Here is a 23,393-nt window from a genome sequence, read left to right on the forward strand (position 1 = left end):
GCCGTGCCTCCCGCCGGCACCGAAATCATAGTACGCTGTTGATGTCGAAACTGTTGCGGTCCAGGGGGTGCCATGGACGCGGCCTTGTGGATGGCCGGCACGGTCTTGGCGGCGGCCGTCGGCGCCGGGGCCGGCTGGTTGGCGCGGGGATGGTGGAGCCGGCCCGCCGCGGTGTCCGGCCCGGCGGGCGGGGCGGGGGAGGCCGGTGCCGCCGGCCTGACGCAGGCCCTGCTCGACGCCGCCGTCGACGCCGTCATCATCATCGATGCCGGCGGCGTCGTGCGTTCGATGAACCGGGCGGCCGAACGCACCTTCGGCTACGCCGCCGCCGAGGTGGTGGGGCGGAACGTCAGCATGCTGATGCCGGAGCCGTACCGCAGCGAGCACGACGCCTACCTCCGACGCTTCCTGGAGACCGGCGAGGCCCGCATCATCGGCAAGGGGCGCGAGGTGCGGGGACAGCGCCGCGACGGCACCGTCTTTCCCATGGAGCTGGCGGTCGGCGAGGCGAACACCGGCGGCGAGCGCCTGTTCGCCGGCATCGTCCGCGACCTGACGGTGCGCAAGCAGACCGAGGAGCGGCTGCGCTACAGCGAGGCCAAGAACCGGGCCATCCTGGAGGCGGCGGTCGACGGCATCATCACGATCGACGAGGAGGGCCGCATCGAGAGCTTCAACCGCGCGGCCGAGCGCATCTTCGGCTACGCCGCGGCGGAGGTCCTCGGCCGCAACGTCAACACGCTGATGCCGCCGCCCTACCGCGAGAGCCACGACCACCACCTCGCCACCTACCTGCGCACCGGGCAGGCGCGCATCATCGGCGTCGGCCGCGAGGTGCACGGCCGCCGCAAGGACGGCACCGTCTTTCCCATGGACCTCGGGGTGGGCGAAGGCTACCTGGCGGGGCGGCGGATCTTCGCCGGCACGGTCCGCGACATCTCCGAGCGCCAGGCCGCGGAGACGTCGCTGCGCACCGCCAAGGAGGAGGCGGAGCGCGCCAACGCCGCCAAGACCCGCTTCCTCGCCGCCGCCAGCCACGATCTGCGCCAGCCGGTCCAGTCGCTGGTGTTCTTCACCTCGGCCCTGTCGATGCGCCTGACCGACGGTCCCCTGCGCGAGGTGATCCGCGACATGGAGCTGGCGGTCGACGCCCTGAAGATGCTGCTCGATTCGCTGCTCGACGTGTCGAAGCTGGACGCCGGCGTGGTGGCGGCGCGGCCGCTGGTGTTCCCGGTGGACTCGGTGCTGTCGACCATGCGCGCGAACTTCGCCGCCGTCGCCGCCGCCAAGGGGCTGGACCTGCGGGTGGTGCCCTCGAGCGCGGTGGTCCGCACCGATCCGACCCTGCTGGGCCGGCTGGTGCAGAACCTCGTCGACAACGCGGTGCGCTACACCGCACGGGGGCGCGTGCTGCTGGGCTGCCGGCGGCGCGGCGAGACGCTGCGCATCGAGGTGTGGGACACCGGCATCGGCATCGCCGACGAGTCCACCGGCGAGATCTTCGAGGAGTTCACCCAGGTCGGCAACCCGGAGCGCGACCGTGCCCAGGGGCTCGGCCTCGGGCTGGCCATCGTCAAGCGGCTGGCCCGCCTGCTCGGCCACGACATCGGCGTGCGCTCGATCCCCGGCCGCGGCTCGATGTTCTGGGTCGAGGTGCCCTACGTGCCGGCGGCGCGGCCGCGCGCCGCGCCGGAGGTGCGGCCGGCGGAAGGGGCCGCCGGCCCGAGCCGCACCATCGTGCTGATCGACGACGAGCCGATCGTCCTCAGCAGCCTCAGCGTCCTCCTGCAGGGCTGGGGCTACCACGTGATCGCCGCCGACTCGGCCGACGAGGCGGTGCGCCTGCTGCAGGCGTGCACGCGGCCGCCGGCGCTCATCCTCGCCGACTACCGGCTGCGCGAGGGCCGCACCGGCACCGAGGCGATCCGCGCCCTGTGCGAGCTGTTCCGCCAGCCGATCCCCAGCATCATCATCACCGGCGACACCGCGCCCGAGCGCATCCGCGAGGCCAGGGCCAGCGGCATCGGCGTGCTGCACAAGCCCGTCACCCCGCCCGTCCTCCTCAACGCCCTGAGCGAGACGATGGGGACCGCCTGAGATGCCGTGACGACGGGAACGCCGTCCATTCCCGCATCCCTCGCGTCCCCCATCGGCACGCGTCCGGTCAGCCGAAGCCTTCCAGGACGATCTTGCCGCGCGCCCGGCCGCTCTCCAGCAGCGCGTGGGCGCGCTTGAGGTTGGCGGCGTTCACCGGGCCGAAGCGTTCGGCGAGCGTGGTCCGCAGGGCGCCGTCGTCGACGAGGCGGGCGACCTCGTCCAGCAGCTCCCCTTGCGCGGCGATGTCGGCGGTCTCGAACATGGAGCGGGTGAACATGAACTCCCAGTGCACCGACACGCTCTTGCGCTTGAAGCCGCGGACGTCGAGCGCCGCGGGGTCGTCGATCAGGGCGAAGCGGCCCTGGGGCGCGATGGCCTCGACGACGGCGTCGAGATGGGCGTCGGTGTGGGTCGTCGAGAACACGAAGGACGGCGCGCCGAGGCCCAGCGCGGCGATCTCCCCCGCCAGCGGCCTGGCGTGGTCGATCACGTGGTGGGCGCCGAGGTCGAGCGCCCACTGCCGGGTCTCCGGCCGCGACGCCGTGGCGACCACCGTCAGGCCGGTCAGGCGGCGGGCCAGCTGGATGGCGATCGAGCCGACCCCGCCGGCCCCGCCGACGATGAGCAGCACGGGCGCCGCCCCCGGCACCGGCCGGCGGACGTCGAGGCGGTCGAACAGCGCCTCCCAGGCGGTGATCGCCGTCAGCGGCAGCGCCGCCGCCTCGGCCCAGCCGAGCGAGGCCGGCTTGCGGCCGACGATGCGCTCGTCCACCAGGTGGAACTCGGCGTTGGTGCCGGGCCGCCCGAGGGCGCCGGCGTAGAAGACCTCGTCCCCCGGCCTGAAGCGGGTGGCGTCGGGCCCGGTGGCGACCACCACCCCGGCGGCGTCCCAGCCCAGCACCTTCCAGCCGCCGGGCTCGGCCGCCGCCGAGCGCCGCACCTTGGTGTCGACGGGGTTCACGGAGACGGCGCGGACCTCCACCAGGAGGTCGCGGCCGGACGGCTCCGGCCTGGGCAGGTCGATGTCGACCAGGGATGCGGGATCGTCGATCGGCGACGGGTGCTGATAGCCCACGGCGCGCATGCTGTCCTCCTTCGTCAAACGGGCTTCGTCGAACGGGCTTCGTTGAACGGGAGGGACAGTACGCCTATGCTCGAAAGCCGCAAGAACGCACATGAACCGCTCATAGTGTCGAAAAGGATACCGTGATGCCGCGCACCCGCCACGCGCGCCTGGACTGCAGCCCCGGCTGCGCCGTCGAGGCGACCCTCGGCCTGATCGACGGCAAGTGGAAGGGCGTGGTGCTCTACCACCTGTTCGAAGGCACCCTGCGCTTCAACGAGATCCGCCGCCGCCTGCCCAGCGTCACCCAGCGCATGCTGACCAACCAACTGCGCGAGCTGGAGGCGGACGGGCTGATCGTGCGCACCGTCTACGCCGAGGTCCCGCCGAAGGTGGAGTACAGCCTGTCGCCGCGCGGCCGCAGCCTGGAGCCGGTGATCCGCGCCCTCAAGGCCTGGGGCGACGCCCACATGGATCTGGTGCGGGTGGCCGAATCCATCGATTGAGGGGAACGATTCGTCAAGAACAATGCGTTGGATCGATCGGTCCGGCGCTGGCACGGTCGGCTCCCGTCCTTTGGGAGCCTTTTCATGACCTCCATCGTTTCCGACCGGCCCGCCGGTGCGGCCCTGCTGCCCGGCCTGGCCCTGGCCGCCGCCGTCGCCGCGGCGGCGTTCCTGCTGCGCGCCTTGCCCGGCCTGTCGGCGCTCAGCCCGATGATCCTGTCCATCGTCCTCGGCATCCTGGCGCACAACCTGATCGGCACGCCGCCGTGGGCCCGGGCGGGCGTGGTCTTCGCCCTGCGCCGGCTGCTGCGCGCCGGCATCGTCCTGCTGGGCCTGCAACTGACCGCCGCCCAGGTGGCCGAGGTCGGTGCCGGCGGCGTGGCGGTGCTGGCCCTCACCCTGACCGGCACGTTCCTGTTCACCGTCTGGCTCGGGCGGGCGCTCGGCGTCGAGCGCCGGCTCGCCGAGCTGATCGCCGCCGGCACGGCGATCTGCGGCGCGTCGGCGGTGGTCGCCACCAACACGGTGACCCGGGCGTCGGACGAGGACGTCGCCTACGCCGTCGCCTGCGTCACCGTGTTCGGGTCGATCGCGATGGTGGTCTACCCGCTGCTGCCGGACCTCCTGCACCTGTCGTCCCACGCCTTCGGCCTGTGGGCCGGGGCGTCGATCCACGAGATCGCCCAGGTCGTCGCCGCGGCCTACCAGGAGGGGACGCAGGCCGGCGACTTCGCCACCGTCGCCAAGCTGTCGCGGGTGATGATGCTGGCGCCGGTGGTGATGGCGCTGGGCCTGCTGGCCCGCCGCCGCGCCTGCGAAGAGGCCGGCCGCGGCGGCGGCGGCGCGCCCGTGCCGTGGTTCGTGCTGGGCTTCGTCGCCCTGGTGGCGGCCAACAGCGTGATCGCCCTGCCGGCCGAGGCGAAGGCGGCGGCGGGCACGGCGACGACGGTCCTGCTGTCGGTGGCGCTGGCGGCCATGGGGCTGGAGACCGACCTGCGCAAGCTGCGGGCGAAGGGGTTGCGGCCGCTGCTGCTCGGCGCTGCCGCCTTCCTTTTCGTCGCCGCTTTCAGTCTGATGCTGGTGCGGATGACCACCTGACCGGACGCCGATGACCCTGGAGCAGCTTCGCATCTTCGTCGCCGTGGCCGAGCGCGAGCACGTCACCCAGGCGGCGCGCGCCCTCAACCTCACCCAGTCGGCGGTCAGCGCCGCGGTGTCGGCGCTGGAGGCGCGCTACGCCACGCGCCTGTTCGACCGCGTCGGCCGCCGCATCGTCCTGACCGAGGCCGGCCGGCTGTTCCTCGGCGAGGCGCGGGCGGTGCTGGCGCGCGCGGCGGCGGCGGAGACCGTGCTGGCCGACGTCGCCGGCCTGGCGCGGGGCACCCTGCGGCTGGCGGCCAGCCAGACCGTCGCCAACTACTGGCTGCCGCCGCTGCTGCACCGCTACCGCGTGGCCCATCCCGGCATCGCCCTCAGCCTCGCCATCGGCAACACCGAGGGGGTCGCGGCGATGATCCACGACGGGGTCGCCGAGTTCGGCCTGGTCGAGGGGACGGTCGAGGACCCGGCCTTGTCGGTGACGCCGGTCGCCGAGGACGAGCTGGTCCTGGTGGTCGCGGCGCCGCTGGCGGGGGAGCTGGGCGGGTCGGTGGCGCCGGCCGACCTGCGGCGCATGCGCTGGGTCTTCCGCGAACGCGGGTCGGGGACGCGCGCCGTCTTCGAGGACGCGCTGGGCGCCGCCGGCGTCGCCGCGTCGGACCTCGACATCGTGCTGGAGCTGCCGTCCAACGAGGCGGTGCGCAGCGCCGTCGAGCACGGGGCCGGGGCGGCGGTGCTGTCGCGGCTGGCGGTGGCGGGGGCCCTGCGCTCGGGCGCCCTGGTGGCGCTCGACTTGGCCCTCGGCCTGGCGCTGCCGCGCCGCCGCTTCTTCGCGCTGCGCCACCGCGAGCGCGCGGTGACGCGGGCGGAGCGGGCGCTGCTGGACCTGCTGCCGTTCGCTGGGTCCTAGACCCGCACCGGGGACGGGCGCATGGTGGGCCCTGTTGAGGAGGGTCGCACCGACACCACCGCCATGGGAGACACCATCATGCCCACCCCCGACGCGACCAGGTCCGGCACCTTCAGGATCGGCGGCAACATGCCGGTCAGCCGGCTTGGATTCGGCGCCATGCGCATCACCGGGCCCGGCGTGTGGGGCGACCCGGCCGACCGCGCCGAGGCCCTGCGCACCCTGAGGCGCCTGCCCGAGCTCGGCGTCAGCTTCGTCGACACCGCCGATTCCTACGGGCCCGCGGTGTCGGAGGAGCTGATCCGCGAGGCGTTGCATCCCTATCCGGGGATGCTGATCGCCACCAAGGGCGGGTTGACGCGCACCGGGCCCAACGTCTGGGTGCCGCTGGGCCGGCCGGAGTACCTGATCCAGCAGGCCCACCTCAGCCGCCGCCGCCTCGGCGTCGAGCGCATCGACCTGTGGCAGCTCCACCGCATCGACCCGAACACCCCGCGCGACGAGCAGTTCGACGCCATCCGCACCCTGATCGACGACGGGGTCATCCGCCACGCCGGCCTGAGCGAGGTGTCGGTGGAGGAGGTCGAGGCGGCCGCCAAGGTCTTCCCCGTGGCGACCGTGCAGAACCGCTACAACCTCGTCGACCGCGGCAGCGAGGCGGTGCTGGAGCATTGCGAGCGGCGCGGCATCGGCTTCATCCCCTGGTACCCGCTGGCGGCCGGCGACCTGGCGCGGCCGGGGTCGCCGCTCGACACCATCGCCCGGCACCACGGCGTCGCGCCGAGCCGGATCGCGCTGGCCTGGGTGCTGAAGCGCAGCCCCGTCATGCTGCCGATCCCGGGAACCTCCAAGGTCGCCCACCTCGAGGAGAACGTCGCCGCGGCCGACCTCGTCCTGTCCGACGAGGAGTTCGCGGCGCTCGACCGCGCCGGCCGGGCCCAGGCGGCGGGCTGAGGGCGGCACATTCCGGTCCTCCGCCGGGCGCGGCCGTGCTATGACGGATGTTCGTTGTCCGTTCCTTCCGGAGGCCCCCATGGCACGCCGCGCCGGCAGCGCCGATCTGCCGCTCCACAACGGCCGGGTTCCGGCGTGGCTGGGCCGGCGCATGGCCCGGCTGGGCGCCGTCATGGTGGAGGCGATCGCCCACCATTACGGGCGCGACGAGGTGCTGCGCCGCCTCGCCCATCCCTTCTGGTTCCAGTCCTTCGGCGCCGTCATGGGGATGGACTGGCACTCCTCGGGCATCACCACCAGCGTCATCGGCGCGCTGAAGCGGGGGCTGGCGCCGCGGGCCGGCGAGCTCGGCCTCCACGTCTGCGGCGGCCGCGGCGGCCAGTCGCGCCAGACCCCCGGGGAGTTGGCCGCCGTCGGCGAGCGGGTGGGCATCGACGGGGCGGCGCTCGCCCGCGCCAGCCGGCTGGTCGCCAAGGTCGACAGCGCCGCCGTGCAGGACGGCTTCGACCTCTATCTCCACGGCTTCGTCGTCGCCGACGACGGCAAGTGGGTGGTGGTGCAGCAGGGCATGAACGGCGACAGCCGGCTGGCGCGGCGCTACCACTGGCTGTCGGAGGGGGTGACGAGTTTCGTCGAGGCGCCCCATGCGGCGATCGACGGCCGCAGCCGGGGCGAGATCGTCAACCTCACCGACCGCCGCGCCGCCGCCTCGCGGCGCCGCCAGCTCGACCTGCTGCACGGGCTGGGCCCGGACGGGCTGGTGCGCGAGGTGGCGGCGCTGGAGCGGGCCGACCGGCCGCCGGAGCCGGAGCCGGCGCAGCCGCTGCTGCCGCATCTGGTGATGCCCGGCCACCACGACGTGCGCCCCGGCGACGTGATCATGCGCCGTCTGCACGGCGCGCTCGCCGCGGCGGCCGAGGCCGGGCCGGCCGACTTCGCCGACCTGCTGCTGGTGCCGGGCGTCGGCGCCCGCACGGTGCGCTCGCTGGCCCTGGTCGCCGAGGTGGTGCACGGCGCGCCCTGCCGCTTCGCCGACCCGGCGCGCTTCTCGCTGGCCCACGGCGGCAAGGACCGCCACCCCTTCCCCGTGCCCACCCGGGTGTTCGACCAGACCATCGACGTGCTGAAGGCGGCGCTCGCCAAGGCGAAGCTGGGCAACGACGAGCGCCTCGACGCCATCCGCCGCCTCGACGCCCAGGCGCGGGCGCTGGAACGCACCGCCGATGGGCCGTCGCTGCCGGCGTTCCTGGCGGAGGAGCGCCGGCGCTCGGCGGACTACGGCGGGCGCAGCGTGTTCGGCTGGGAGCGGGACGCCGGCGCCGCCGACGGGGCGGGCTGACCGGGGCGGAAGGCGGCCGGAGGTGATGGGCGGCAACGCCCGCATCCGGGGAACGCGGGTCAGGCAGCCCGCGCCGCCGCGAAACGGCCGGCGATTTCCGCGACGCGAACGCCATACAGACGCGCGGTTTCAAGGTCGCCTTCCGACATCTCCTCGGGGGCGGCATCCGCGTCCGACTGCGCCATCGGGCCGATATAGGAGCCGATCCGGTTCGGATCGTCGCGCTTGGAGGCTTTCACGTTCGACGGTTTGATGCCGAGGCTCACCCAGATGCCGCCGTGCTGCCCGGCGAGCAGGACGAAGTATTGCAGCGTGTTGAGCTTGTCGCCGTTGAGGGTGGCGCTGTTGGTGAAGCCGCCGAAGATCTTGTCCTTCCACTTTTCGGCGAACCACGGCTTCGAACTGTCGTCGGCGAATTTTTTGAACTGCCAGCTCGGGCCGCCCATGTAGGTCGGCGAGCCGAAGATGATGGCGTCCGCGGCGAGAAGCGTCTCCCACGCGCTTTCGGGGATGTTGCCCTCGGGGTCGATCGCGATGAGCGTGCCTGCCGCTCCACCGGCGACCGCCTCGGCGACGCGGTGCGTGTGGCCGTAGCCCGAGTGATAGACGACGGCGGTGGTGATCTTGGTCTGTGTCATGGTGATTTCCCGATGTTCAACGTTGCGTTGGCGATGCGGTCGCTCGCGCGGCCGGAGGATCGCCACTTGGCGGGCCGTTTGCGGATCGGCAGGAGGGTGCGGAGGTTCGGGTCGCTAAGATAAAGACCGCCCCAGACCAGCACGCCGAGCAGCAGGGAGATGAGTTCGGGGGGAGTCCCCAGCTCACCCAGCCGGACATGGGCGCACATCGCCCCTCCCAGAAATCCCGTCGCGAGGATCGCACCGAGGAATGCCGTGGCCGGAATGGCATAAAGGACGGCGCAGGCGACCATGAACGTTCCCAGTACGGGGGCGATGGTCGGCGCGAACCCGACCTCCCGCAGCATGCCCGCAGCCAGATCGGGGGCGAGGAATTGCACCGCGCCGTCCAGCAGCAGCGCCGCGGCGGCCAGGGCGGTTGCCGAACGCCCGATCCAATGCAGACGATCCGGTGTCGCTCTCTCCAGCATGATGCCCCTCCCGTGAAGCGCCGTTCCGGTCCCTTGTTTATCGTGCCATATTGGTATGATAAATTACGTCAAATAGAACGCATTGTTCTCTCGAGGTAGAACATTAAGAGGCCTGCGCATGCACGATCTCGAGCATCTCCTCATCTTCGTCCGGGTCGCCGAAATGCGCAGCTTCAGCCGCGCGGCGGAGAGTCTGGGCATCCAGAAGGGGCGCGCCTCGACGGTCGTCCGGCAGCTTGAGGAGGATTTGGGCGTCAGGCTCCTGCATCGGACGACGCGCAGCGTGCGGTTGACCGAGGACGGGCGGAGCTTTCACGAACGTGCGCGAAATCTGCTGACGGATTTCGACGACCTGCGATCGATGTTCGCGGGGGATCGCGTGGCGCTGCGGGGCCGTCTTCGGGTCGATCTGCCGACCGAGCTGGCGCGCACGACACTCGTACCGGCCTTGCCGGAGTTCATGGCCTCCTGGCCCGAACTGGAGCTGGAGGTGTCGAGCACGGATCGGCAGGTGGATCTGGTCGAGGAGGGGTTCGACTGCGTTCTGCGGCTCGGACCGATCGGGGACGAGACGCTCATCGCCCGTCCGCTGGGCCGGCTGCGCATGGTGAATGCCGCCAGCCCGGCATATCTCGCGCGTCACGGCACCCCCAGGACGCTGGAGGATCTGAGGCTGCAGGATCACCGGACGATCCATTACAGCCGGACCCTCGGCGCCAGGCCCTACGGGTGGGAGTATCCGGACGGCGACACCTATGCAACGCTTCCGTTGCCGGGGGCGTTGCACGTGAACAGCGTGCAGACCTACGAGGCCGCCGGCCTGGCCGGCCTTGGCCTGATCCAGGCTGCGTTTACGGGAATACGCCGACATCTGGAGAGCGGAGCGCTGGTGGAGGTTCTGCCGGATGTCCGCCCCGAGCCGCTCGACGTGTCCCTTGTCGTGGCGCACCGACGGAACCTGTCGCGCCGCGTCCGCATCTTCATGACATGGATTGAAGAGGTGCTCACGCCCTATCTCGAATAGGGGAGCCCGATGGGCCAAAGGCCGACGCGCATTACGACGGATGCTTTCAGTTTTCGGAAGCGGCAGATGATGCGGGCTTCAAGGTATATGGCCCGTTTCCATTTGAGCCGGATGACTTTCCCGGATATGAGCATACCAAAACAAATGATAATGACAGCGCGATCGAAGACAAGACGACGTTTGGAGCCTGGGTGTTCGCGCCGATCAACAATGGGGATGTGCGGTGATGCTGGCCCTTGACCTGCCCGTTCGCCACCACCTGCCGCCGATAGCGGGCCTGACGTACGTTGCGGACTGCATGTCGGCCGAGGAGGAGGGCGGTCTGCTGGACGAGATCGACCGCCGGCCGTGGCTTACCGATCTGAAGCGCCGCGCGCAGCACTACGGGTACCGCTATGACTACAGATCGCGGACGGCCGGACGCGATGCGTACCTCGGGCCGTTGCCGGACTGGCTGCATGCCCTGGCCCGGACGGTCTCCGGCCCCGATCACCTGAACGCTCTGGCGGAGCAGGTCATCGTCAACGAGTATGTGCCGGGGCAGGGGATTTCCGCCCATACCGACTGCGTGCCGTGCTTCGGCCCGCGCATCGTGATCCTGAGCCTCGGATCACCGTGCGTGATGCGGTTCCTGCATCCCGGCACCGGTGCCGTCGACAGTGTGCTGTTGGAAGAGCGCAGTCTGCTCGTGCTGTCCGGCCCGGCGCGCTATGACTGGCAGCACGAGATTCCGGCCCGCAGGTCGGACATGGTGGACGGCCTGCGGATCACCCGCCGCCGGCGGGTGTCGGTCACGTTCCGGACCATGATCCTGGCGGAGGACGCCGGTCGCTCCCCTTATGGTGCGTAGCGCCACAGCGCGCCGTCCCGGTGGAATCCGGCCGGCTCCCATACCGGGGCAAGGTCTTCCGGAGCGGCGATGCCGAAGGTCTGTGCCGGACCATCCCGGTCATCCTGCGGCCCTGCGACTGGCACGGCGCCCCATTCGGGAAGCTGCTGGCGACGCCACGGGACGGCAAGGCGGTGACACTCTGGCGCCGGACAGGCCTATCCGCCGCGGATTTCTGCCGGCCCATTTCTGCCGGCCCGTGTCCCCCAACGTGTCCCCGAAACGACGAAGGGCCGGAGAAGATCTCCAGCCCGTCTCGTAAGACTTTGATTTCCCTTGGGAAAACTGGAGCGGGCGAAGGGATTCGAACCCTCGACCCCAACCTTGGCAAGGTTGTGCTCTACCCCTGAGCTACGCCCGCGCTCCGTTGCGGCATCGCCGGTTCCGGCCCTGTCGGGCGGCCCGCCGGCGGCGTGCGGCGGACTATACAGATCGGCCGACGCAATGCAAGCGTCATGTTGGCGCTTTTCGCGGACGGCTGGACGGACCCGGCAGCGCGCGGTAAAAGCCGGGCATGACCGACACCGATCCCGCGCCCCACGCCCCCCTGCCGACCTCGCCGGAGCAGCTCCTGGCGCGGCTGGCCGAGCTCGGCATCCCCGCCGTCACCCACCAGCACCCGCCGCTGTTCACGGTGGAGGAGAGCAAGGCGCTGCGCGGCGAGCTGCCGGGCGGCCATTGCAAGAACCTCTTCCTCAAGGACAAGAAGGGCCTCTACTGGCTGGTCGTGGCGCTGGAGGACGCGCCGGTGGCGCTCAACGGCTTCGACAAGGTGATCGGCTCGGCCCGCCTGTCCTTCGCCTCGGCCGAGCGGCTGTGGGAGGTGCTGGGGGTGCGGCCGGGCTCGGTGACCCCGTTCGCGCTGATCAACGACCGCGAGCGGCGGGTCGGCGTGGTGCTGCAGCAGGCGATGCTGGAGCACGACCCGCTGAACTACCACCCCCTGGCCAACGACCGCACCACGGCGCTCCGGCCGGCCGACCTGCTGCGCTTCATCCGCGCCTGCGGGCACGAGCCGCGGGTCGTCGATTTCGGCCGCGACGGCGGGGGATGAGCCAACTCTTGTTCGCGACCGTCCGCGCGCTCATTTAATCACGCAGATTTCAAACGGGAAAAGACCGCCATGTTCTCTCCGCCGCCCGCCAACACCGGTGCCGCCCCCGGCGCCGCCGACCTCGTCAAGGACAGCAGCGACCGCACCTTCATGGCCGACGTGATCGAGGCGTCGCGGACCGTGCCGGTGATCGTCGATTTCTGGGCTCCCTGGTGCGGCCCCTGCAAGCAGCTCGGCCCGATCCTGGAGAAGGTCGTGCGCGCCGCCAAGGGCGCGGTGCGCATGGTCAAGATCGACACCGACCAGAACCCGATGATCGCCCAGCAGCTGCGCGTGCAGTCGATCCCGGCGGTCTACGCCTTCTTCCAGGGGCGCCCGGTCGACGCCTTCGTCGGCGCCCAGCCGGAGTCGCAGATCAAGCAGTGGGTCGACCGGCTGGCGAAGCTGGCCGGCGGGGCCGGCGGCGACGACGTCGCCGCGGTGCTGGAGGAGGCGCTGGGCCACGCCCGCCAGGCGCTGGAGGCCGGCGATCCCGCCACCGCCGCCGACATCTACAGCCAGATCCTGCAGCACGACGGCGCCAACGCCGCGGCCTACGCCGGCATGGTGCGCTGCCACATCGCCCTGGAGGACCTCGAGCAGGCCAAGGACATGATCGCCGCGGCGCCCGAGGAGCTCGCCAAGAGCCCCGAGCTGGCCGCCGCCAAGGCCGCCATCGAGGTGGCCGAGCAGGCCAAGGCCGCCGGGCCGGTGACCGAGCTGATGGAGAAGCTGGCCCGCAACAAGGACGACCACCAGACCCGCTACGACCTCGCCATGGCGCTCTACGCCGCCGGCAAGCGCGAGGCGGCGGTGGACGAGCTGCTGGAGCTGGTGCGCCGCGACCGCGCCTGGAACGACGATGCCGCGCGCAAGCAGCTGGTCAAGCTGTTCGAGGCGTTCGGGCCGACCGACCCGCTGACCGTGCAGACGCGGCGCCGGCTGTCGACGATCCTGTTCAGCTAAGGTCCTGTTCGGGGCGGGGACGGGCTCTATGTTAGTGGCATGAGCCGGAGCCCGTTCGACCCGACCCTCGACCGCCTGCCCGACACCCTGGCCGTGTTCCCGCTGCCGGGGGTGATGCTGCTGCCGCGCTGCCCCCTGCGCCTGAACATCTTCGAGCCGCGCTACCTGGCGATGGTCGAGGACGCCATGGCGGGCGACCGGCTGATCGGCATGATCCAGCCGACCGACCCGGCGTCGCGCGCCCACGACCCCGCCCTCTACGGCACCGGCGGGGCCGGGCGCATCACCGCCTTCTCGCAGACCGGCGACGGCCGCTATCTCATCACCCTGACCGGCCTGTGCCGCTTCAAGGTGGCGCGCGAGCTCGACGGCGTGCGCGGCTACCGCCGCGTCGTTCCGGCCTGGAACGGTTTCGCCGCCGACCTCGCCGCCGGCGACGCCGAGGCCCGCGGCACCGGCGCGTTCGACCGGCCGCGGCTGCTGGCGGGGCTGCGGCGCTACCTCGCGGCCCAGGGCATCGCCGTCGACCGCGCCGCCATCGAATCCACCCCGGACGAGCGGCTGGTCAACTCGCTGGCGATGATCTGCCCCTTCGCCCCCAGCGAGAAGCAGGCGCTCCTCGAGGCGCCGGGCCTGGCCGAGCGCGCGAGGCTCTTGATCGCGCTGATCGAGATGGCCATTCTCGACGGTCACGACGGCGACTGCGCGGCGCAGCGCCACTAGTCCCCCTCGACACGGAACGGCAGACGGCCCATGAGCGCATCCCACCCCGAACAGGCCTCCACCGCGACGGGCGCGCCGGAGCCGGAGCCCAGGGCGACCGGCCAGGTCGACCGCAAGCTCCTGGAGATCCTGGTCTGCCCGCTGACCAAGGGGCCCCTGCGCTACGACGCCGAGCGCGGCGAGCTGATCAGCGACCGCGCCGGGCTGGCCTACCCGATCCGCGACGGCATCCCGATCATGCTGATCGATGAGGCGCGCAGCCTGGACTCGGACGCCGACGCCGGCCGCACGGGGGCGTGACCATGGGCGACGCCACGCAGGGAGCGGACGGCGGCACCCGCTTCTGGCCCGTCGAGGTCCGTCTGAAGACGGACGAGCGGCGCCTGGAGATCGAGTTCGACAACGGCCGGACCTTCTCCTACCCGGCCGAGTATCTGCGCGTGCTGAGCCCGTCGGCCGAGGTGCAGGGGCACGGGCCCGGCCAGGAGGTCACGCAGTGGGGCAAGAAGCACGTCGGCATCCTCAAGCTGGAGCCGGTCGGCCACTACGCCATGCGCATCCACTTCGACGACCTGCACGACACCGGCATCTACACCTGGTCCTACCTGTACGAGCTGGGCGAGGACCACGACCGCCTGTGGGCCGACTATCTGGCGCAGCTCGAGGCGAAGGGGCTGAGCCGGGAGCCGCGCGGCCGGTGAGCGGGTCCCGGGACCTCCTGAGCCGCCTCGCGGCGGCCCGGGAGGTCGTCGTCTTCGACCTGGAGTTCACCGCCTGGGAGGGTTCCCTGGCGCGCCGCTGGAGCGGCCCCGGCGAGCACCGCGAGATCGTCCAGATCGGCGCCGTGCGGATCGCCCCCGCCGCCGGCTTCGCCGAGGACGGCGCCTTCAGCGTCCTGGCGCGGCCCCGCATCAACCCGCGCCTCAGCGCCTATTTCACCGCCCTGACCGGGATCGACCAGGCGCGCCTGGACCGCGAGGCCGTTGCCCTGCCGGAGGCGCTGGCGCGCTTCGCCGCCTTCGTCGGCGACGCCGCGGCCGTGCTGTGCAACGGGGCCGACCGCGCGGTGGTCTGGGAGAACTGTGCCCTGGCCGGGCTGGCGCCGCCGGTCCCGGCGGCCCTGTTCCACGACGTGCGCGATCTGCTCGCCGCCGCCGCCGGGCGGCCGGGACGGCCGATCAGCAGCGGCGACCTGCACCGGCACTTTCCCGGCGTGCCCGTCCTGGCCGCCCACGACGCCCTGGCCGACGCCCGCATGGTGGCGGCGGCCCTGCGCCACGCCTACGGCAGGATGACCACGTAGTGCTTGGTGGTGGTCTCCACCACCTCCCAGGTGCCTTCGAAGCCGGGCTCGATGACGAAGCTGTCGCCCGCCCGCACCGTCCAGGAGCGGCCGTCGGCGTGGCTGACGACGCTGATCCCCGAGACGATCCGGCAATGCTCCCATTCGTCGTAGCGGATGCGCCAGCGCCCGGGCGTGCACGACCACACGCCGGCGAACCGCTTGCCGTCGGCCGACTCGTAGGCGTTCCAGGTGGTGAAGACGGGGTTGCCGTTGAGGATGCGGTCGGGCTCCGGGCCGCCGGTCTCCGGCGTCGCCGCGGACGGGTCGAGAAGCGCGAGGGTCATGGCCGGGCCTTGTCGGACAGGGGGGCGGATGGAGGGGCGGGCAGAGGGGCCGATAGGGAGGCGGCGCCGCCGAGGCGGGCCACCGCCGCCGGCAGCGCGTGCAGCGACTCGATGCGGCGGTAGCCTTCGGCGGGGGGCTCCGCCTCCTCGTGGGCCCAGGTCAGGTGGTAGGGCACGTGCACCGCGGCGGCGCCGACCGCCAGCACCGGCAGCACGTCGGAGCGCACGGAGTTGCCGACCATGAGGAAGCGGGCGGGATCGACGCCGTGGCGGTCGAGGATGCGGCGGTAGGTGTCCGGGTCCTTCTCGCTGACGATCTCCACCGCGGCGAAGCGCTCGGCCAGGCCGGAGCGCGCCACCTTGCTCTCCTGGTCGAACAGGTCGCCCTTGGTGATCAGCAGCAGCCGGTGGCGGCCGGCCAGCGCGTCCAGCGCCGCCACGGCGCCGTCCAGCAGCTCCACCGGGTGCTCCAGCATGGTCTTGCCGAAGGCGACCAGGGTGCCGATGTCGTGGCCGGCGATCCGGCCGTCGGTGACGGCGATCGCCGTCTCGATCATCGACAGGACGAAGCCCTTGATGCCGTATCCGTAGTGGCGCAGGTTCGCCCGCTCCGCCTCGAGCAGGCGGCGGTCCAGCGTCTGCGGGTCGGCGGCGTGGGCGAGCAGCGCGCGGAAGCGGTCCTGCGTCATCGAGAACAGCGACTCGTTGTGCCACAGCGTGTCGTCGCCGTCGAAGCCGATGGTGTCGATCATGGGCGGACCCGGAAGGGGCGGCGGAATGGGCCGGAGGGGTAGAGCTAAACGAGCGGCGCGGCCCTGGCAAGCGCCCCTGCGCCGCGGCGATGGCGCACCGCGGCGCTCGGGCATCCGTGATATTCCGTCGCGAGGCATCCGATTCCCTCAGCCCCGATATGTCTAGTTGAGGGTGGTAGAATTGGGAAGGGGAGAGTAATTATCTTTCCATCAGGCACGGCACACGGGCGGCGCCATCAAGGGGCGTCAGCGGTGCGAACGACGGACCCATGATCATGTCTCTGACCTTCCACTCGGCCCCCACGGGCCGCGGCTCCCTGGCCGGTGCGATGACGCACGCCATGGACAGCCTCTTCGACACCCTGGCGCTGTGGCGCCACCGGATCACCACCCGCCGCGAACTGGCCCGGCTGGACGAGCGCATGATGCGCGACATCGGCGTGTCCCAGTTCGACGTCGAGCACGAGGCGGCCAAGCCCTTCTGGCAGGAATGATCCTGCCCGGGCGCCGCGACGGCGACGCAGGAAAAAGGCCGCATCCCGAGGGGGATGCGGCCTTTTTGCCGTCCGGGAGCAGGGTGGGGCGCGGGCCCCGGGGCCGCCCGCTCCCGCGATGGAAGAGGGCGGCCGTCGCCGTCAGATGCAGTACTGCTGGAGCGGCGCGAAGCCGTTGAAGCAGACGGCGGCGTAGGTGGTGGTGTAGGCGCCGGTGGCGTGGATGCGCACGCGGTCGCCGGCCTTCAGGCCGGAGGGCATGCGGTACTCCGCCTTCTCGTAGAGCACGTCGGCGCTGTCGCAGGTGGGGCCGGCGAGGATGACCGGCTCCGGCTCGTCGTCGTTGGCCGGGGTGCCCAGCACCTCGATGGGGTACTGGATGGCCTCGTCCATGGTCTCGGCCAGCCCGCCGAACTTGCCGATGTCGAGATAGACCCAGCGCTTCCGGTCGGTCGCCGACTTGCGCGACACCAGCACCACCTCGCTCTCGATGACGCCGGCCGAGCCGACCATGCCGCGCCCGGGCTCGACGATGGCCTCCGGCAGGCGGTTGCCGAAATGGCGGCGCAGGCTGTCGAAGATGGCCTGGCCGTAGGCCTGCGAGGCCGGCACGTCGGTGCGGTAGCGGGTGGGGAAGCCGCCGCCCAGGTTGATCATGCCGAGGTCGATCCCCAGCACCTCGAGCTCGCGGAAGAGCTGCGCCACCTCGAAGATGGCCTTGTCCCACTGGCTCAGGTCCTTCTGCTGGGAGCCGACGTGGAACGACACGCCCCAGGGCTGGACGCCCATGCCCTTGGCCTTGACCAGCAGCTCGCGGGCCATCGGCAGGTCGCAGCCGAACTTGCGCGACAGCGGCCATTCGGCGCCCTCGCCCGAGGTCAGGATGCGGCAGAAGACGCGCGCCCCCGGGGCGGCGCGGGCGATCTTCTCCAGCTCCGCCTCGCTGTCGTAGGCGAACAGGCGCACGCCCAGCTCGAAGGCGCGGCGGATGTCGCCCTCCTTCTTGATGGTGTTGCCGTAGGAGATGCGCTCCGGCGGGCAGCCGGCGGCCAGCACCATCTCGATCTCGGGCACGCTGGCGGTGTCGAAGGCCGAGCCGAGGCGGGTCAGCAGGCGCAGGATCTCCGGCGCCGGGTTCGCCTTCACGGCGTAGAAGATCCGCGCGTCGGGCAGCGCGTCGGCCAGGGCATGGTAGTTGTGCTCGACCACGTCGAGGTCGACGACGAGGCACGGGGTCTGCGGGCGTCGCTCTTCGAAAAAGCGCGCAATCTTCTCGGTCATCTCAGTCTCCCGGACGCAAGATGAGTGGGGACAAGCCGGTGGCGTGTGGAGTCGGGTACGGAGCGGCCGAACGCGCCGATGAACCGCAAAAAGGCAGGCAGCGGTCAGGCGTTCAGGCCGCCCATACTGGACTGGCCGGGAGAACCCATGCGTGTGGGGAGATTTCGGAGACGGGTGGACCGTCGCGGCCCACCGACAACAACATCAACCATCGTAACCTCCAAGACGCCGCCTTGCTTAAGGGACGGTCGGGGATCACGCGTTACGTCGTTGCATAACCACCTCATCCGTTGGGGGGATCCCATGGGGACGAGGGCGGGCCAGCGGCACGTGCGCTTGCGAGTGGGCGTTACATAGAGCGAACGGCCGGCGGATCAAAGTGAAAAATCGCCGGCTCCGGTGAAAAAAATGAGCGTGTGTCCGGCCTTTCGCCAGGGGCGCGCGGTGGAGGTGGCGAATGGACCTGACCCTGACCATACCCCTGGACGAGGTGGCGCTGCGCCTGGCGCTGGCCGCCCTGTGCGGCGCCGTGCTGGGCGTCGACCGCGAGGCCCGCGGCAAGGACGCCGGCCTGCGCACGCACACGCTGGTGGCGGTCAGCGCCGCCGCCACCACCCTGGTGGCGCTGGAGATGTACGGGGCCCTGATGGTGCGGGAGGGGCGGAGCGACCTCGATCCGATCCGCGTCATCCAGGGGCTGGCGCAGGCCATCGGCTTCATCAGCGCCGGCGTCATCATCCAGCGCGGCGCCGACGTGCACGGCGCGACGACGGCCGCCGTGATCTGGATCGCCGGCGCGCTCGGCATCGCCTGCGGCGCCGGCGTCTACACGGTGGCGCTGCTCGCCACCGGCATCAGCCTGGCCGTCCTGGTGGGGCTCAAGCCCCTGGAGCGCTGGCTGTTCCGCCACGACCGCGGCGAGGACCGATGAGGCTCCAGGCGGCGGCGGCGGCGCCCAGCGCCGCCAGGGCGATGGCCGCCGTCATCGGCACGGCGGTGCCGTCGTGCAGATGGCCGACGGCGATGCCGACGGCGGCGGCGATCCCCATCTGCGCGAAGCCCATCAGGGCCGACGCCAGCCCGGCCATGGTCGGGTAGGGGCCGACGGCGCCGGCCATGGCGTTGGGCAGGGTGAGCCCGCAGCCGACGTTGAACAGGGCCATGGGCAGGACGACGGCGGCGACGCCGGCGGCGGTGCCCGGAACGCCGGCCAGGGCCAGCGCCGCGCCCGCCACCCCGCCCGCCGCCGACATCAAGGTGCCGGTCCGGACCATCCGCAGGAAGCCGACGCGGCCGCTGATCCGCCCCGCCGTGAAGGAGCCGATCATGTAGCCCACCACCACCACGCCGAAGCACAGGCCGTATTGCCCCGGCGACAGCCCAAGCCCGTCCACCAGCACGAAGGAGGAGCCGGAGATGAAGGCGAAGATGCCGCTGTAGGAGAACGCCACCGTCAGGGCGCAGCCGAGAAAGGCGCGGCTGCGCAGGAGCGCGAGATAGTTGCCGAGCAGGCGGCTTGGCCGCAGCGCGTCGGCGTCGCGGTGGGCGTTGGTCTCGCCGAGCAGCCGCCAGGTCGCCGCCAGCACGGCCACGGCGATCGCCGTCAGCACCACGAAGTTGGCCCGCCAGCCGAACACCTCGGTCAGCGCGCCGCCCAGCACCGGCCCGACCGCCGGGGCGAGCGCCATCGCCATGGTCATGTAGGCCAGCACGGTGGCCGCCCGGTCGCGGCCGAACACGTCGCGCACCACCGCGCGCGCCACCACCGGCCCGCAGCAGGCGCCCAGGGCCTGGAAGAAGCGGGCGACGATGAGCTGCTCGACGGTCGCCGCGGCGGTGCAGGCGAGGCTCGCCACGAGGTAGATCGTGATGCCGCCGATCAGCGCCGGCCGCCGGCCGAAGCGGTCGGACAGCGGACCGTACACCAGCATCGCCACGGCGAAGCCGACCAGGAAGACCGACAGGGTGAGCTGCACGGTGGCGATGTCGGTGCCGAAGACCCGCACCAGCGCCGGCAGGGAGGGGAGGTAGAGGTCGGTCGACAGCGGGCCGAAGGCGACGAGCGCGGTCAGCAGCACGCGGACGGCGAGGGAGTCGGAACGGGGCATGGGTCCGGGGTCGGGCGTCGGAGGAGGGCGGCGCTATCGAGCCATAGACGGCCGCCACGGGGAAGGTCCGGGATCGCCGCCGCATGGCAGCCCTGCTGCCGCCATTGCCGGTCAGCCGTAGCGCAGCAGCCGCGCGCCGTTGCTGCGCAGCCAGGCGCGCGGGCCGGCGACGTCGGCGGTCAGGCGGGCGCACAGCGCCCAGAAGCGGGGGGAGTGGTTCATCTCCCGCAGGTGCGCCACCTCGTGGGCGACGACGTAGTCGAGCACCGGCTCCGGCGTGAGGATGAGGCGCCAGGAGAAGGACAGCCGGCCGGTGGCGGAGCAGCTTCCCCAGCGGCTGCGGGTGTCGCGGACAGTCACCGCGGCGACCCGCGCGCCGATGCCGGCCGCCTTCGCGCGCGCCCGTTCGGCCAGCACCCGCCGCGCCTCGGCGACCAGGAAGTCGCGCACCCGGCGGGCCACGTGCTCCGGCTGGCCGCCCACCAGGATGGCGCCGCCGGCGCGCCGGGTGCCGCCGCGCAGCGCCGCGTCATGGCGGATGAGGTGGTCCTCGCCGAGGTACGGCACGGTGCCGCCGTCGGCGAAGGGAAGCTGCGGCGGCAGGGCGGCCAGCCGCGCCCGCACCCATCCCTCGTGCCGGTCGACGAAGCGGCGCACCTCCGCCTCCGACAGGCCCGGCGGCACCACCACCTGGATCAGCCCGCGCCCGGCGTCGACCCGCAGGGTGAGGCGGCGGGTGCGCGCGCTCTCCCGCAGCTCCAGCGGCATCGGCAGGCCGGCGATGGCGAGGGCCCGGGGGGCCTTGGGCGGGCGGCGGATCGTCATGGGATCTTTATAGACCGGCCGTGGGGCCGCGCAACAGACCGGCGTTCCCGGCGATTCATCGCAAACTTGTCTCAAGCCCTATGTCTGATGTCACGATCGGCAGGGATTGCTTGTCCGCACCATGGTCGCATGTAGAATTGCATGGCAGGCGGCGGCCGGTGCCCGTCGGTGCCGGGAGCCTTGGAACAGGACCGATGACGAACCGGGAAGAGTGGCTGGACGCACTGTTGGCGGCGGGCGGAGACGGACTGGCTCTGTTCGCGCCGGACGCGCGCGTCCTCGTCGTGAACCGCCGGCTGGCGCAGGCCATGGGGCGGACGGTGGCGGACATGGAAGGAATGGACGCGGTCGCGGCCGGGCTGCCGGCGGCGCTCGCCGACGCCGTCGCGGCGGTGGCGGCGACCGGCTTGCCGGCCGAGACCGCCCTGCCGGCGGCCGGGGCGGTGCGGCTGGCGCCGGTCCATGACGGGGCCCGGCGTGTCCGGGCGGTCGCGGCGCTGGCCGACGGCGGCCGGGCCGAGGCGGAACGGGCGCGCACCGCGGCGGCGCGCTTCCTGTCGGCGGCCAACCACGACCTGCGCCAGCCCTTCCAGGCCATGCAGCTCTTCCATCATCTGCTGCTGCAGCGCGTCGCCGATTCCGGCGGGCGGTATCTGGTGGAACGGCTGGGCCAGGCGATCGAGGGGGCCGACGTCATGCTGCGCTCGCTCGTCGAGGTCGCCCGGCTCGAGGCCGGCATCGACCGGCCGGGCGGCGCCGCGGCGGTGCCGCTCGACGACCTGTTCGCCAAGCTCCTCCAGGAATTCGAAGCCGGGGCCGAGGGCAAGGGGCTGCGGCTGATCGTGCGGCCCTGCGGCGCGTCGGTGAGCAGCGACGCGGCCTTCCTGGAACGGCTGCTGCGCCAGTACCTGTCCAACGCCGTCCGCCTGACGGAGCGCGGCGGCGTGCTGCTGGCGGCGCGCCGGTGCGGCGACGCCGTGCGGATCGAGGTGTGGGACAGCGGGCCCGGCCTCCATCCCGACGACGCGCCGCGCATCTTCGACGACTTCCACAAGGCGCACGGCAGCGCCGCCAAGAAGGGCGCCGGCTTCGGCCTCGCCATCGCCCGCCGTCTCGCCGAGGCGTTGGGCCACGCGGTGGCGGTGCGCTCGCGCCCCGGCCGCGGCTCGGTCTTCTCGGTGACCGCGCCGCTCGCCGACGCCGCGTCCGAAGCGATGGCGCTGGCCGACCTGGAGGCCTGACGGGCGAGGAGCCGGCCGACGTCCTGGAAGAGGCCGCGGACCCCGGCCATCACGGCGTCCCCCCGCCGGATGCGGTCGGGGTGACGTTCCCGCCCTGCAGGGAGCCCACCGGCCGGCCGCCGGCGAGGCCGACGCATCGGCTCACGCCTCGCCATGCGCCTTCGGGCCGCGCTCAGCCGAGTTCCTGGGCGAGGCCGATGAGAAGCCCTTCAGGCCCACGGATGTAACAGAGCCGATACACGTCCCTATACTGGACGACGTCGCCGACGAGCTGCGCGCCGCGCGCGCGGAGCCTTTCAAGCGTCTCGTCGATGTCGTCCACGGCGAACATGACGCGGAGATAGCCCAGGGCGTTGACCGGGGCGTCACGGTGATCGGCGACGACCGGCGGCGCGAGGAAGCGGGAGAGCTCGAGCCGGCTGTGGCCGTCCGGCGTGCGCATCATGGCGATCTCGACCTGTTGATCGCCCAGTCCAGTGACACGCCCGGCCCATTCTCCGTCGATGGTGGCGCGTCCTTCGAGCTCGAGGCCGAGTTCGCGAAAGAAATCGATCGCCGCGCCGAGGTCCTCGACGACGATCCCCACATTGTCCATCCGCTTGAGCGCCATGTGTCCAGTCTCCGAAGTGTCGCCCGGCCCTGACGACGGACGCTTGGGATGCCCCGGAGGCCGGCGGCGATCACGGCTTCGGTGATCACGGCCTCGGCGGGGGTGGCCCGGCGGCGGACGGCGAAGGAGCGGAGCGTCGAGCGAGCGTGGGGCCGGGGCGCCGCGCCGCCACTCCCCGGCCGCCGCGTGTCAGCGGGCGAAGAGCTGGCCCATGTCCTGGAAGGCCTTGAACTCCAGCGCGTTGCCGCTGGGATCGAGGAAGAACATGGTGGCCTGCTCGCCGACCTGCCCCTTGAAGCGGATCTGCGGCTCGATCACGAAGCGTACGCCGGCGGCGCGCAGCTTCTCGGCCAGGGCGTGCCAGTCGTCCCAGGCGAGCACGACGCCGAAGTGCGGCACCGGCACCTCCTCGCCGTCCACCGGGTTGTGGCCCTTGGGCCCGGCCCCGGCGGTGACGTGGGCGACGATCTGGTGGCCGTAGAGGTCGAAGTCGATCCAGTGGTCCGACTCGCGCCCGATGCCGCAGCCGAGCGTGCCGGCGTAGAAGGCGCGGGCCTCCTCCTTGTCGCGGACGGGGAAGGCGAGGTGGAAGGGCTGGATGGCGGTCATCGGGCGGAATCTCCTGAAGCGGAAAGCCCGACGAGCTTACTGCGGATTGCCAACGCGAAGAATGGCGGAATCGG

General features: G+C 72.0%; 27 protein-coding genes and 1 tRNA gene. 17 read left to right on the forward strand and 11 right to left on the reverse strand.

The genetic code is table 11. From position 1 onward, the window contains the following. Positions 1–72: 72 nt before the first annotated feature. Positions 73–2,097 carry a PAS domain-containing hybrid sensor histidine kinase/response regulator gene (locus ACSBPG_RS26580; RefSeq protein WP_435540262.1) on the forward strand — a complete coding sequence of 675 codons (2,025 nt, stop codon included), beginning with the start codon at positions 73–75 and terminating at the stop codon, positions 2,095–2,097. Positions 2,098–2,164: 67 nt separating this feature from the next. On the opposite strand, the gene ACSBPG_RS26585 is transcribed toward ACSBPG_RS26580, so the two are convergent. After that, complete coding sequence (locus ACSBPG_RS26585) at positions 2,165–3,181, reverse strand: zinc-binding alcohol dehydrogenase family protein (RefSeq protein WP_435540263.1); 1,017 nt, start codon at positions 3,179–3,181, stop codon at positions 2,165–2,167. 125 nt (positions 3,182–3,306) lie between these two features. Here ACSBPG_RS26585 and ACSBPG_RS26590 point away from each other — a divergent pair, with 125 nt between their 5' ends. The 5 genes from ACSBPG_RS26590 to ACSBPG_RS26610 all read left to right on the forward strand — a co-directional run bounded on the left by ACSBPG_RS26590 (position 3,307) and on the right by ACSBPG_RS26610 (position 7,967). Next, complete coding sequence (locus tag ACSBPG_RS26590) at positions 3,307–3,666, forward strand: winged helix-turn-helix transcriptional regulator (RefSeq protein WP_435540264.1); 360 nt, start codon at positions 3,307–3,309, stop codon at positions 3,664–3,666. An 84-nt stretch (positions 3,667–3,750) separates the two neighbouring features. Next, complete coding sequence (locus ACSBPG_RS26595; protein WP_435540265.1) at positions 3,751–4,764, forward strand: YeiH family protein; 1,014 nt, start codon at positions 3,751–3,753, stop codon at positions 4,762–4,764. 10 nt (positions 4,765–4,774) lie between these two features. Next, positions 4,775–5,674, forward strand: coding sequence for a LysR family transcriptional regulator (locus ACSBPG_RS26600; protein WP_435540266.1), 900 nt, complete (start codon positions 4,775–4,777; stop codon positions 5,672–5,674). A 21-nt stretch (positions 5,675–5,695) separates the two neighbouring features. Further along, positions 5,696–6,628 carry an aldo/keto reductase gene (locus ACSBPG_RS26605; RefSeq protein ID WP_435540267.1) on the forward strand — a complete coding sequence of 311 codons (933 nt, stop codon included), beginning with the start codon at positions 5,696–5,698 and terminating at the stop codon, positions 6,626–6,628. 79 nt (positions 6,629–6,707) lie between these two features. Continuing rightward, on the forward strand, positions 6,708–7,967 hold the full coding sequence (locus ACSBPG_RS26610; protein WP_435540268.1) for a DUF763 domain-containing protein: 1,260 nt from the start codon (positions 6,708–6,710) through the stop codon (positions 7,965–7,967). A gap of 59 nt (positions 7,968–8,026) precedes the next feature. On the opposite strand, the gene ACSBPG_RS26615 is transcribed toward ACSBPG_RS26610, so the two are convergent. Next, positions 8,027–8,605 (reverse strand): flavodoxin family protein, encoded by a 579-nt coding sequence (locus ACSBPG_RS26615; RefSeq protein WP_435540269.1) that lies wholly within the window; start codon positions 8,603–8,605, stop codon positions 8,027–8,029. Further along, positions 8,602–9,075, reverse strand: coding sequence for a DoxX family protein (locus ACSBPG_RS26620; protein WP_435540270.1), 474 nt, complete (start codon positions 9,073–9,075; stop codon positions 8,602–8,604). Before ACSBPG_RS26620 ends, ACSBPG_RS26615 begins: the two co-directional genes overlap by 4 nt. Positions 9,076–9,193: 118 nt before the next feature. On the opposite strand from ACSBPG_RS26620, the gene ACSBPG_RS26625 reads away from it, so the two are divergent. Together ACSBPG_RS26625 and ACSBPG_RS26630 are read left to right on the forward strand one after the other, a co-directional pair. Then, a complete protein-coding gene (locus ACSBPG_RS26625; protein WP_435540271.1) occupies positions 9,194–10,099 on the forward strand; it encodes a LysR family transcriptional regulator in 906 nt (301 codons plus the stop codon). Positions 10,100–10,325: 226 nt separating this feature from the next. Beyond that, positions 10,326–10,949, forward strand: coding sequence for an alpha-ketoglutarate-dependent dioxygenase AlkB (locus ACSBPG_RS26630; protein WP_435540272.1), 624 nt, complete (start codon positions 10,326–10,328; stop codon positions 10,947–10,949). Between the two features lie 325 nt (positions 10,950–11,274). Here ACSBPG_RS26630 and ACSBPG_RS26635 read toward each other — a convergent pair. Beyond that, positions 11,275–11,349: transfer RNA gene (locus ACSBPG_RS26635), tRNA-Gly, on the reverse strand. Between the two features lie 153 nt (positions 11,350–11,502). Here ACSBPG_RS26635 and ACSBPG_RS26640 point away from each other — a divergent pair. The 6 genes from ACSBPG_RS26640 to ACSBPG_RS26665 all read left to right on the forward strand — a co-directional run bounded on the left by ACSBPG_RS26640 (position 11,503) and on the right by ACSBPG_RS26665 (position 15,073). Further along, a complete protein-coding gene (locus ACSBPG_RS26640) occupies positions 11,503–12,042 on the forward strand; it encodes a prolyl-tRNA synthetase associated domain-containing protein (protein WP_435540273.1) in 540 nt (179 codons plus the stop codon). A gap of 69 nt (positions 12,043–12,111) precedes the next feature. Continuing rightward, the gene (gene trxA / locus ACSBPG_RS26645; protein WP_435540274.1) at positions 12,112–13,047 is read left to right on the forward strand and encodes a thioredoxin; all 936 of its coding nucleotides are present in this window, start codon (positions 12,112–12,114) and stop codon (positions 13,045–13,047) included. Between the two features lie 39 nt (positions 13,048–13,086). After that, positions 13,087–13,770, forward strand: coding sequence for an LON peptidase substrate-binding domain-containing protein (locus ACSBPG_RS26650; RefSeq protein ID WP_435540275.1), 684 nt, complete (start codon positions 13,087–13,089; stop codon positions 13,768–13,770). Positions 13,771–13,800: 30 nt separating this feature from the next. After that, positions 13,801–14,070 (forward strand): Trm112 family protein, encoded by a 270-nt coding sequence (locus tag ACSBPG_RS26655; RefSeq protein WP_435540276.1) that lies wholly within the window; start codon positions 13,801–13,803, stop codon positions 14,068–14,070. 2 nt (positions 14,071–14,072) lie between these two features. Continuing rightward, positions 14,073–14,471 (forward strand): gamma-butyrobetaine hydroxylase-like domain-containing protein, encoded by a 399-nt coding sequence (locus ACSBPG_RS26660; protein ID WP_435540277.1) that lies wholly within the window; start codon positions 14,073–14,075, stop codon positions 14,469–14,471. Next, the gene (locus ACSBPG_RS26665) at positions 14,468–15,073 is read left to right on the forward strand and encodes an exonuclease domain-containing protein (protein ID WP_435540278.1); all 606 of its coding nucleotides are present in this window, start codon (positions 14,468–14,470) and stop codon (positions 15,071–15,073) included. Before ACSBPG_RS26660 ends, ACSBPG_RS26665 begins: the two co-directional genes overlap by 4 nt. Here the strand turns inward: ACSBPG_RS26665 and ACSBPG_RS26670 are convergent. Further along, on the reverse strand, positions 15,052–15,399 hold the full coding sequence (locus tag ACSBPG_RS26670) for a cupin domain-containing protein (RefSeq protein WP_435540279.1): 348 nt from the start codon (positions 15,397–15,399) through the stop codon (positions 15,052–15,054). The genes ACSBPG_RS26665 and ACSBPG_RS26670 overlap by 22 nt on opposite strands. Beyond that, positions 15,396–16,151, reverse strand: coding sequence for an HAD family hydrolase (locus ACSBPG_RS26675; protein WP_435540280.1), 756 nt, complete (start codon positions 16,149–16,151; stop codon positions 15,396–15,398). Before ACSBPG_RS26675 ends, ACSBPG_RS26670 begins: the two co-directional genes overlap by 4 nt. A gap of 269 nt (positions 16,152–16,420) precedes the next feature. Here ACSBPG_RS26675 and ACSBPG_RS26680 point away from each other — a divergent pair, with 269 nt between their 5' ends. Further along, positions 16,421–16,645 carry a DUF1127 domain-containing protein gene (locus ACSBPG_RS26680; protein ID WP_435540281.1) on the forward strand — a complete coding sequence of 75 codons (225 nt, stop codon included), beginning with the start codon at positions 16,421–16,423 and terminating at the stop codon, positions 16,643–16,645. Between the two features lie 141 nt (positions 16,646–16,786). Here ACSBPG_RS26680 and ACSBPG_RS26685 read toward each other — a convergent pair whose 3' ends face one another. Next, positions 16,787–17,926, reverse strand: coding sequence for a type III PLP-dependent enzyme (locus ACSBPG_RS26685; protein WP_435540282.1), 1,140 nt, complete (start codon positions 17,924–17,926; stop codon positions 16,787–16,789). A 457-nt stretch (positions 17,927–18,383) separates the two neighbouring features. On the opposite strand from ACSBPG_RS26685, the gene ACSBPG_RS26690 reads away from it, so the two are divergent. Beyond that, the gene (locus tag ACSBPG_RS26690) at positions 18,384–18,857 is read left to right on the forward strand and encodes an MgtC/SapB family protein (RefSeq protein ID WP_435540283.1); all 474 of its coding nucleotides are present in this window, start codon (positions 18,384–18,386) and stop codon (positions 18,855–18,857) included. On the opposite strand, the gene ACSBPG_RS26695 is transcribed toward ACSBPG_RS26690, so the two are convergent. After that, positions 18,805–20,034, reverse strand: coding sequence for a multidrug effflux MFS transporter (locus ACSBPG_RS26695; protein ID WP_435540284.1), 1,230 nt, complete (start codon positions 20,032–20,034; stop codon positions 18,805–18,807). The two genes, ACSBPG_RS26690 and ACSBPG_RS26695, sit on opposite strands and share 53 nt — an antisense overlap. A 111-nt stretch (positions 20,035–20,145) precedes the next feature. Further along, positions 20,146–20,859 carry a M48 family metallopeptidase gene (locus ACSBPG_RS26700; RefSeq protein ID WP_435540285.1) on the reverse strand — a complete coding sequence of 238 codons (714 nt, stop codon included), beginning with the start codon at positions 20,857–20,859 and terminating at the stop codon, positions 20,146–20,148. A gap of 194 nt (positions 20,860–21,053) precedes the next feature. Here ACSBPG_RS26700 and ACSBPG_RS26705 point away from each other — a divergent pair, with 194 nt between their 5' ends. After that, positions 21,054–22,100: a sensor histidine kinase gene (locus ACSBPG_RS26705; RefSeq protein WP_435540286.1), complete on the forward strand. Its 1,047-nt coding sequence runs from the start codon at positions 21,054–21,056 to the stop codon at positions 22,098–22,100. 172 nt (positions 22,101–22,272) lie between these two features. Here ACSBPG_RS26705 and ACSBPG_RS26710 read toward each other — a convergent pair whose 3' ends face one another. Together ACSBPG_RS26710 and ACSBPG_RS26715 are read right to left on the reverse strand one after the other, a co-directional pair. Further along, the gene (locus ACSBPG_RS26710; protein WP_435540287.1) at positions 22,273–22,710 is read right to left on the reverse strand and encodes a VOC family protein; all 438 of its coding nucleotides are present in this window, start codon (positions 22,708–22,710) and stop codon (positions 22,273–22,275) included. A gap of 189 nt (positions 22,711–22,899) precedes the next feature. Beyond that, positions 22,900–23,319, reverse strand: a complete 420-nt coding sequence (locus ACSBPG_RS26715; protein WP_435540288.1) for a VOC family protein — start codon at positions 23,317–23,319, stop codon at positions 22,900–22,902. Positions 23,320–23,393 lie beyond the last annotated feature (74 nt).

This window comes from Azospirillum sp. ST 5-10 (assembly GCF_051225715.1).
Lineage (GTDB): Bacteria > Pseudomonadota > Alphaproteobacteria > Azospirillales > Azospirillaceae > Azospirillum.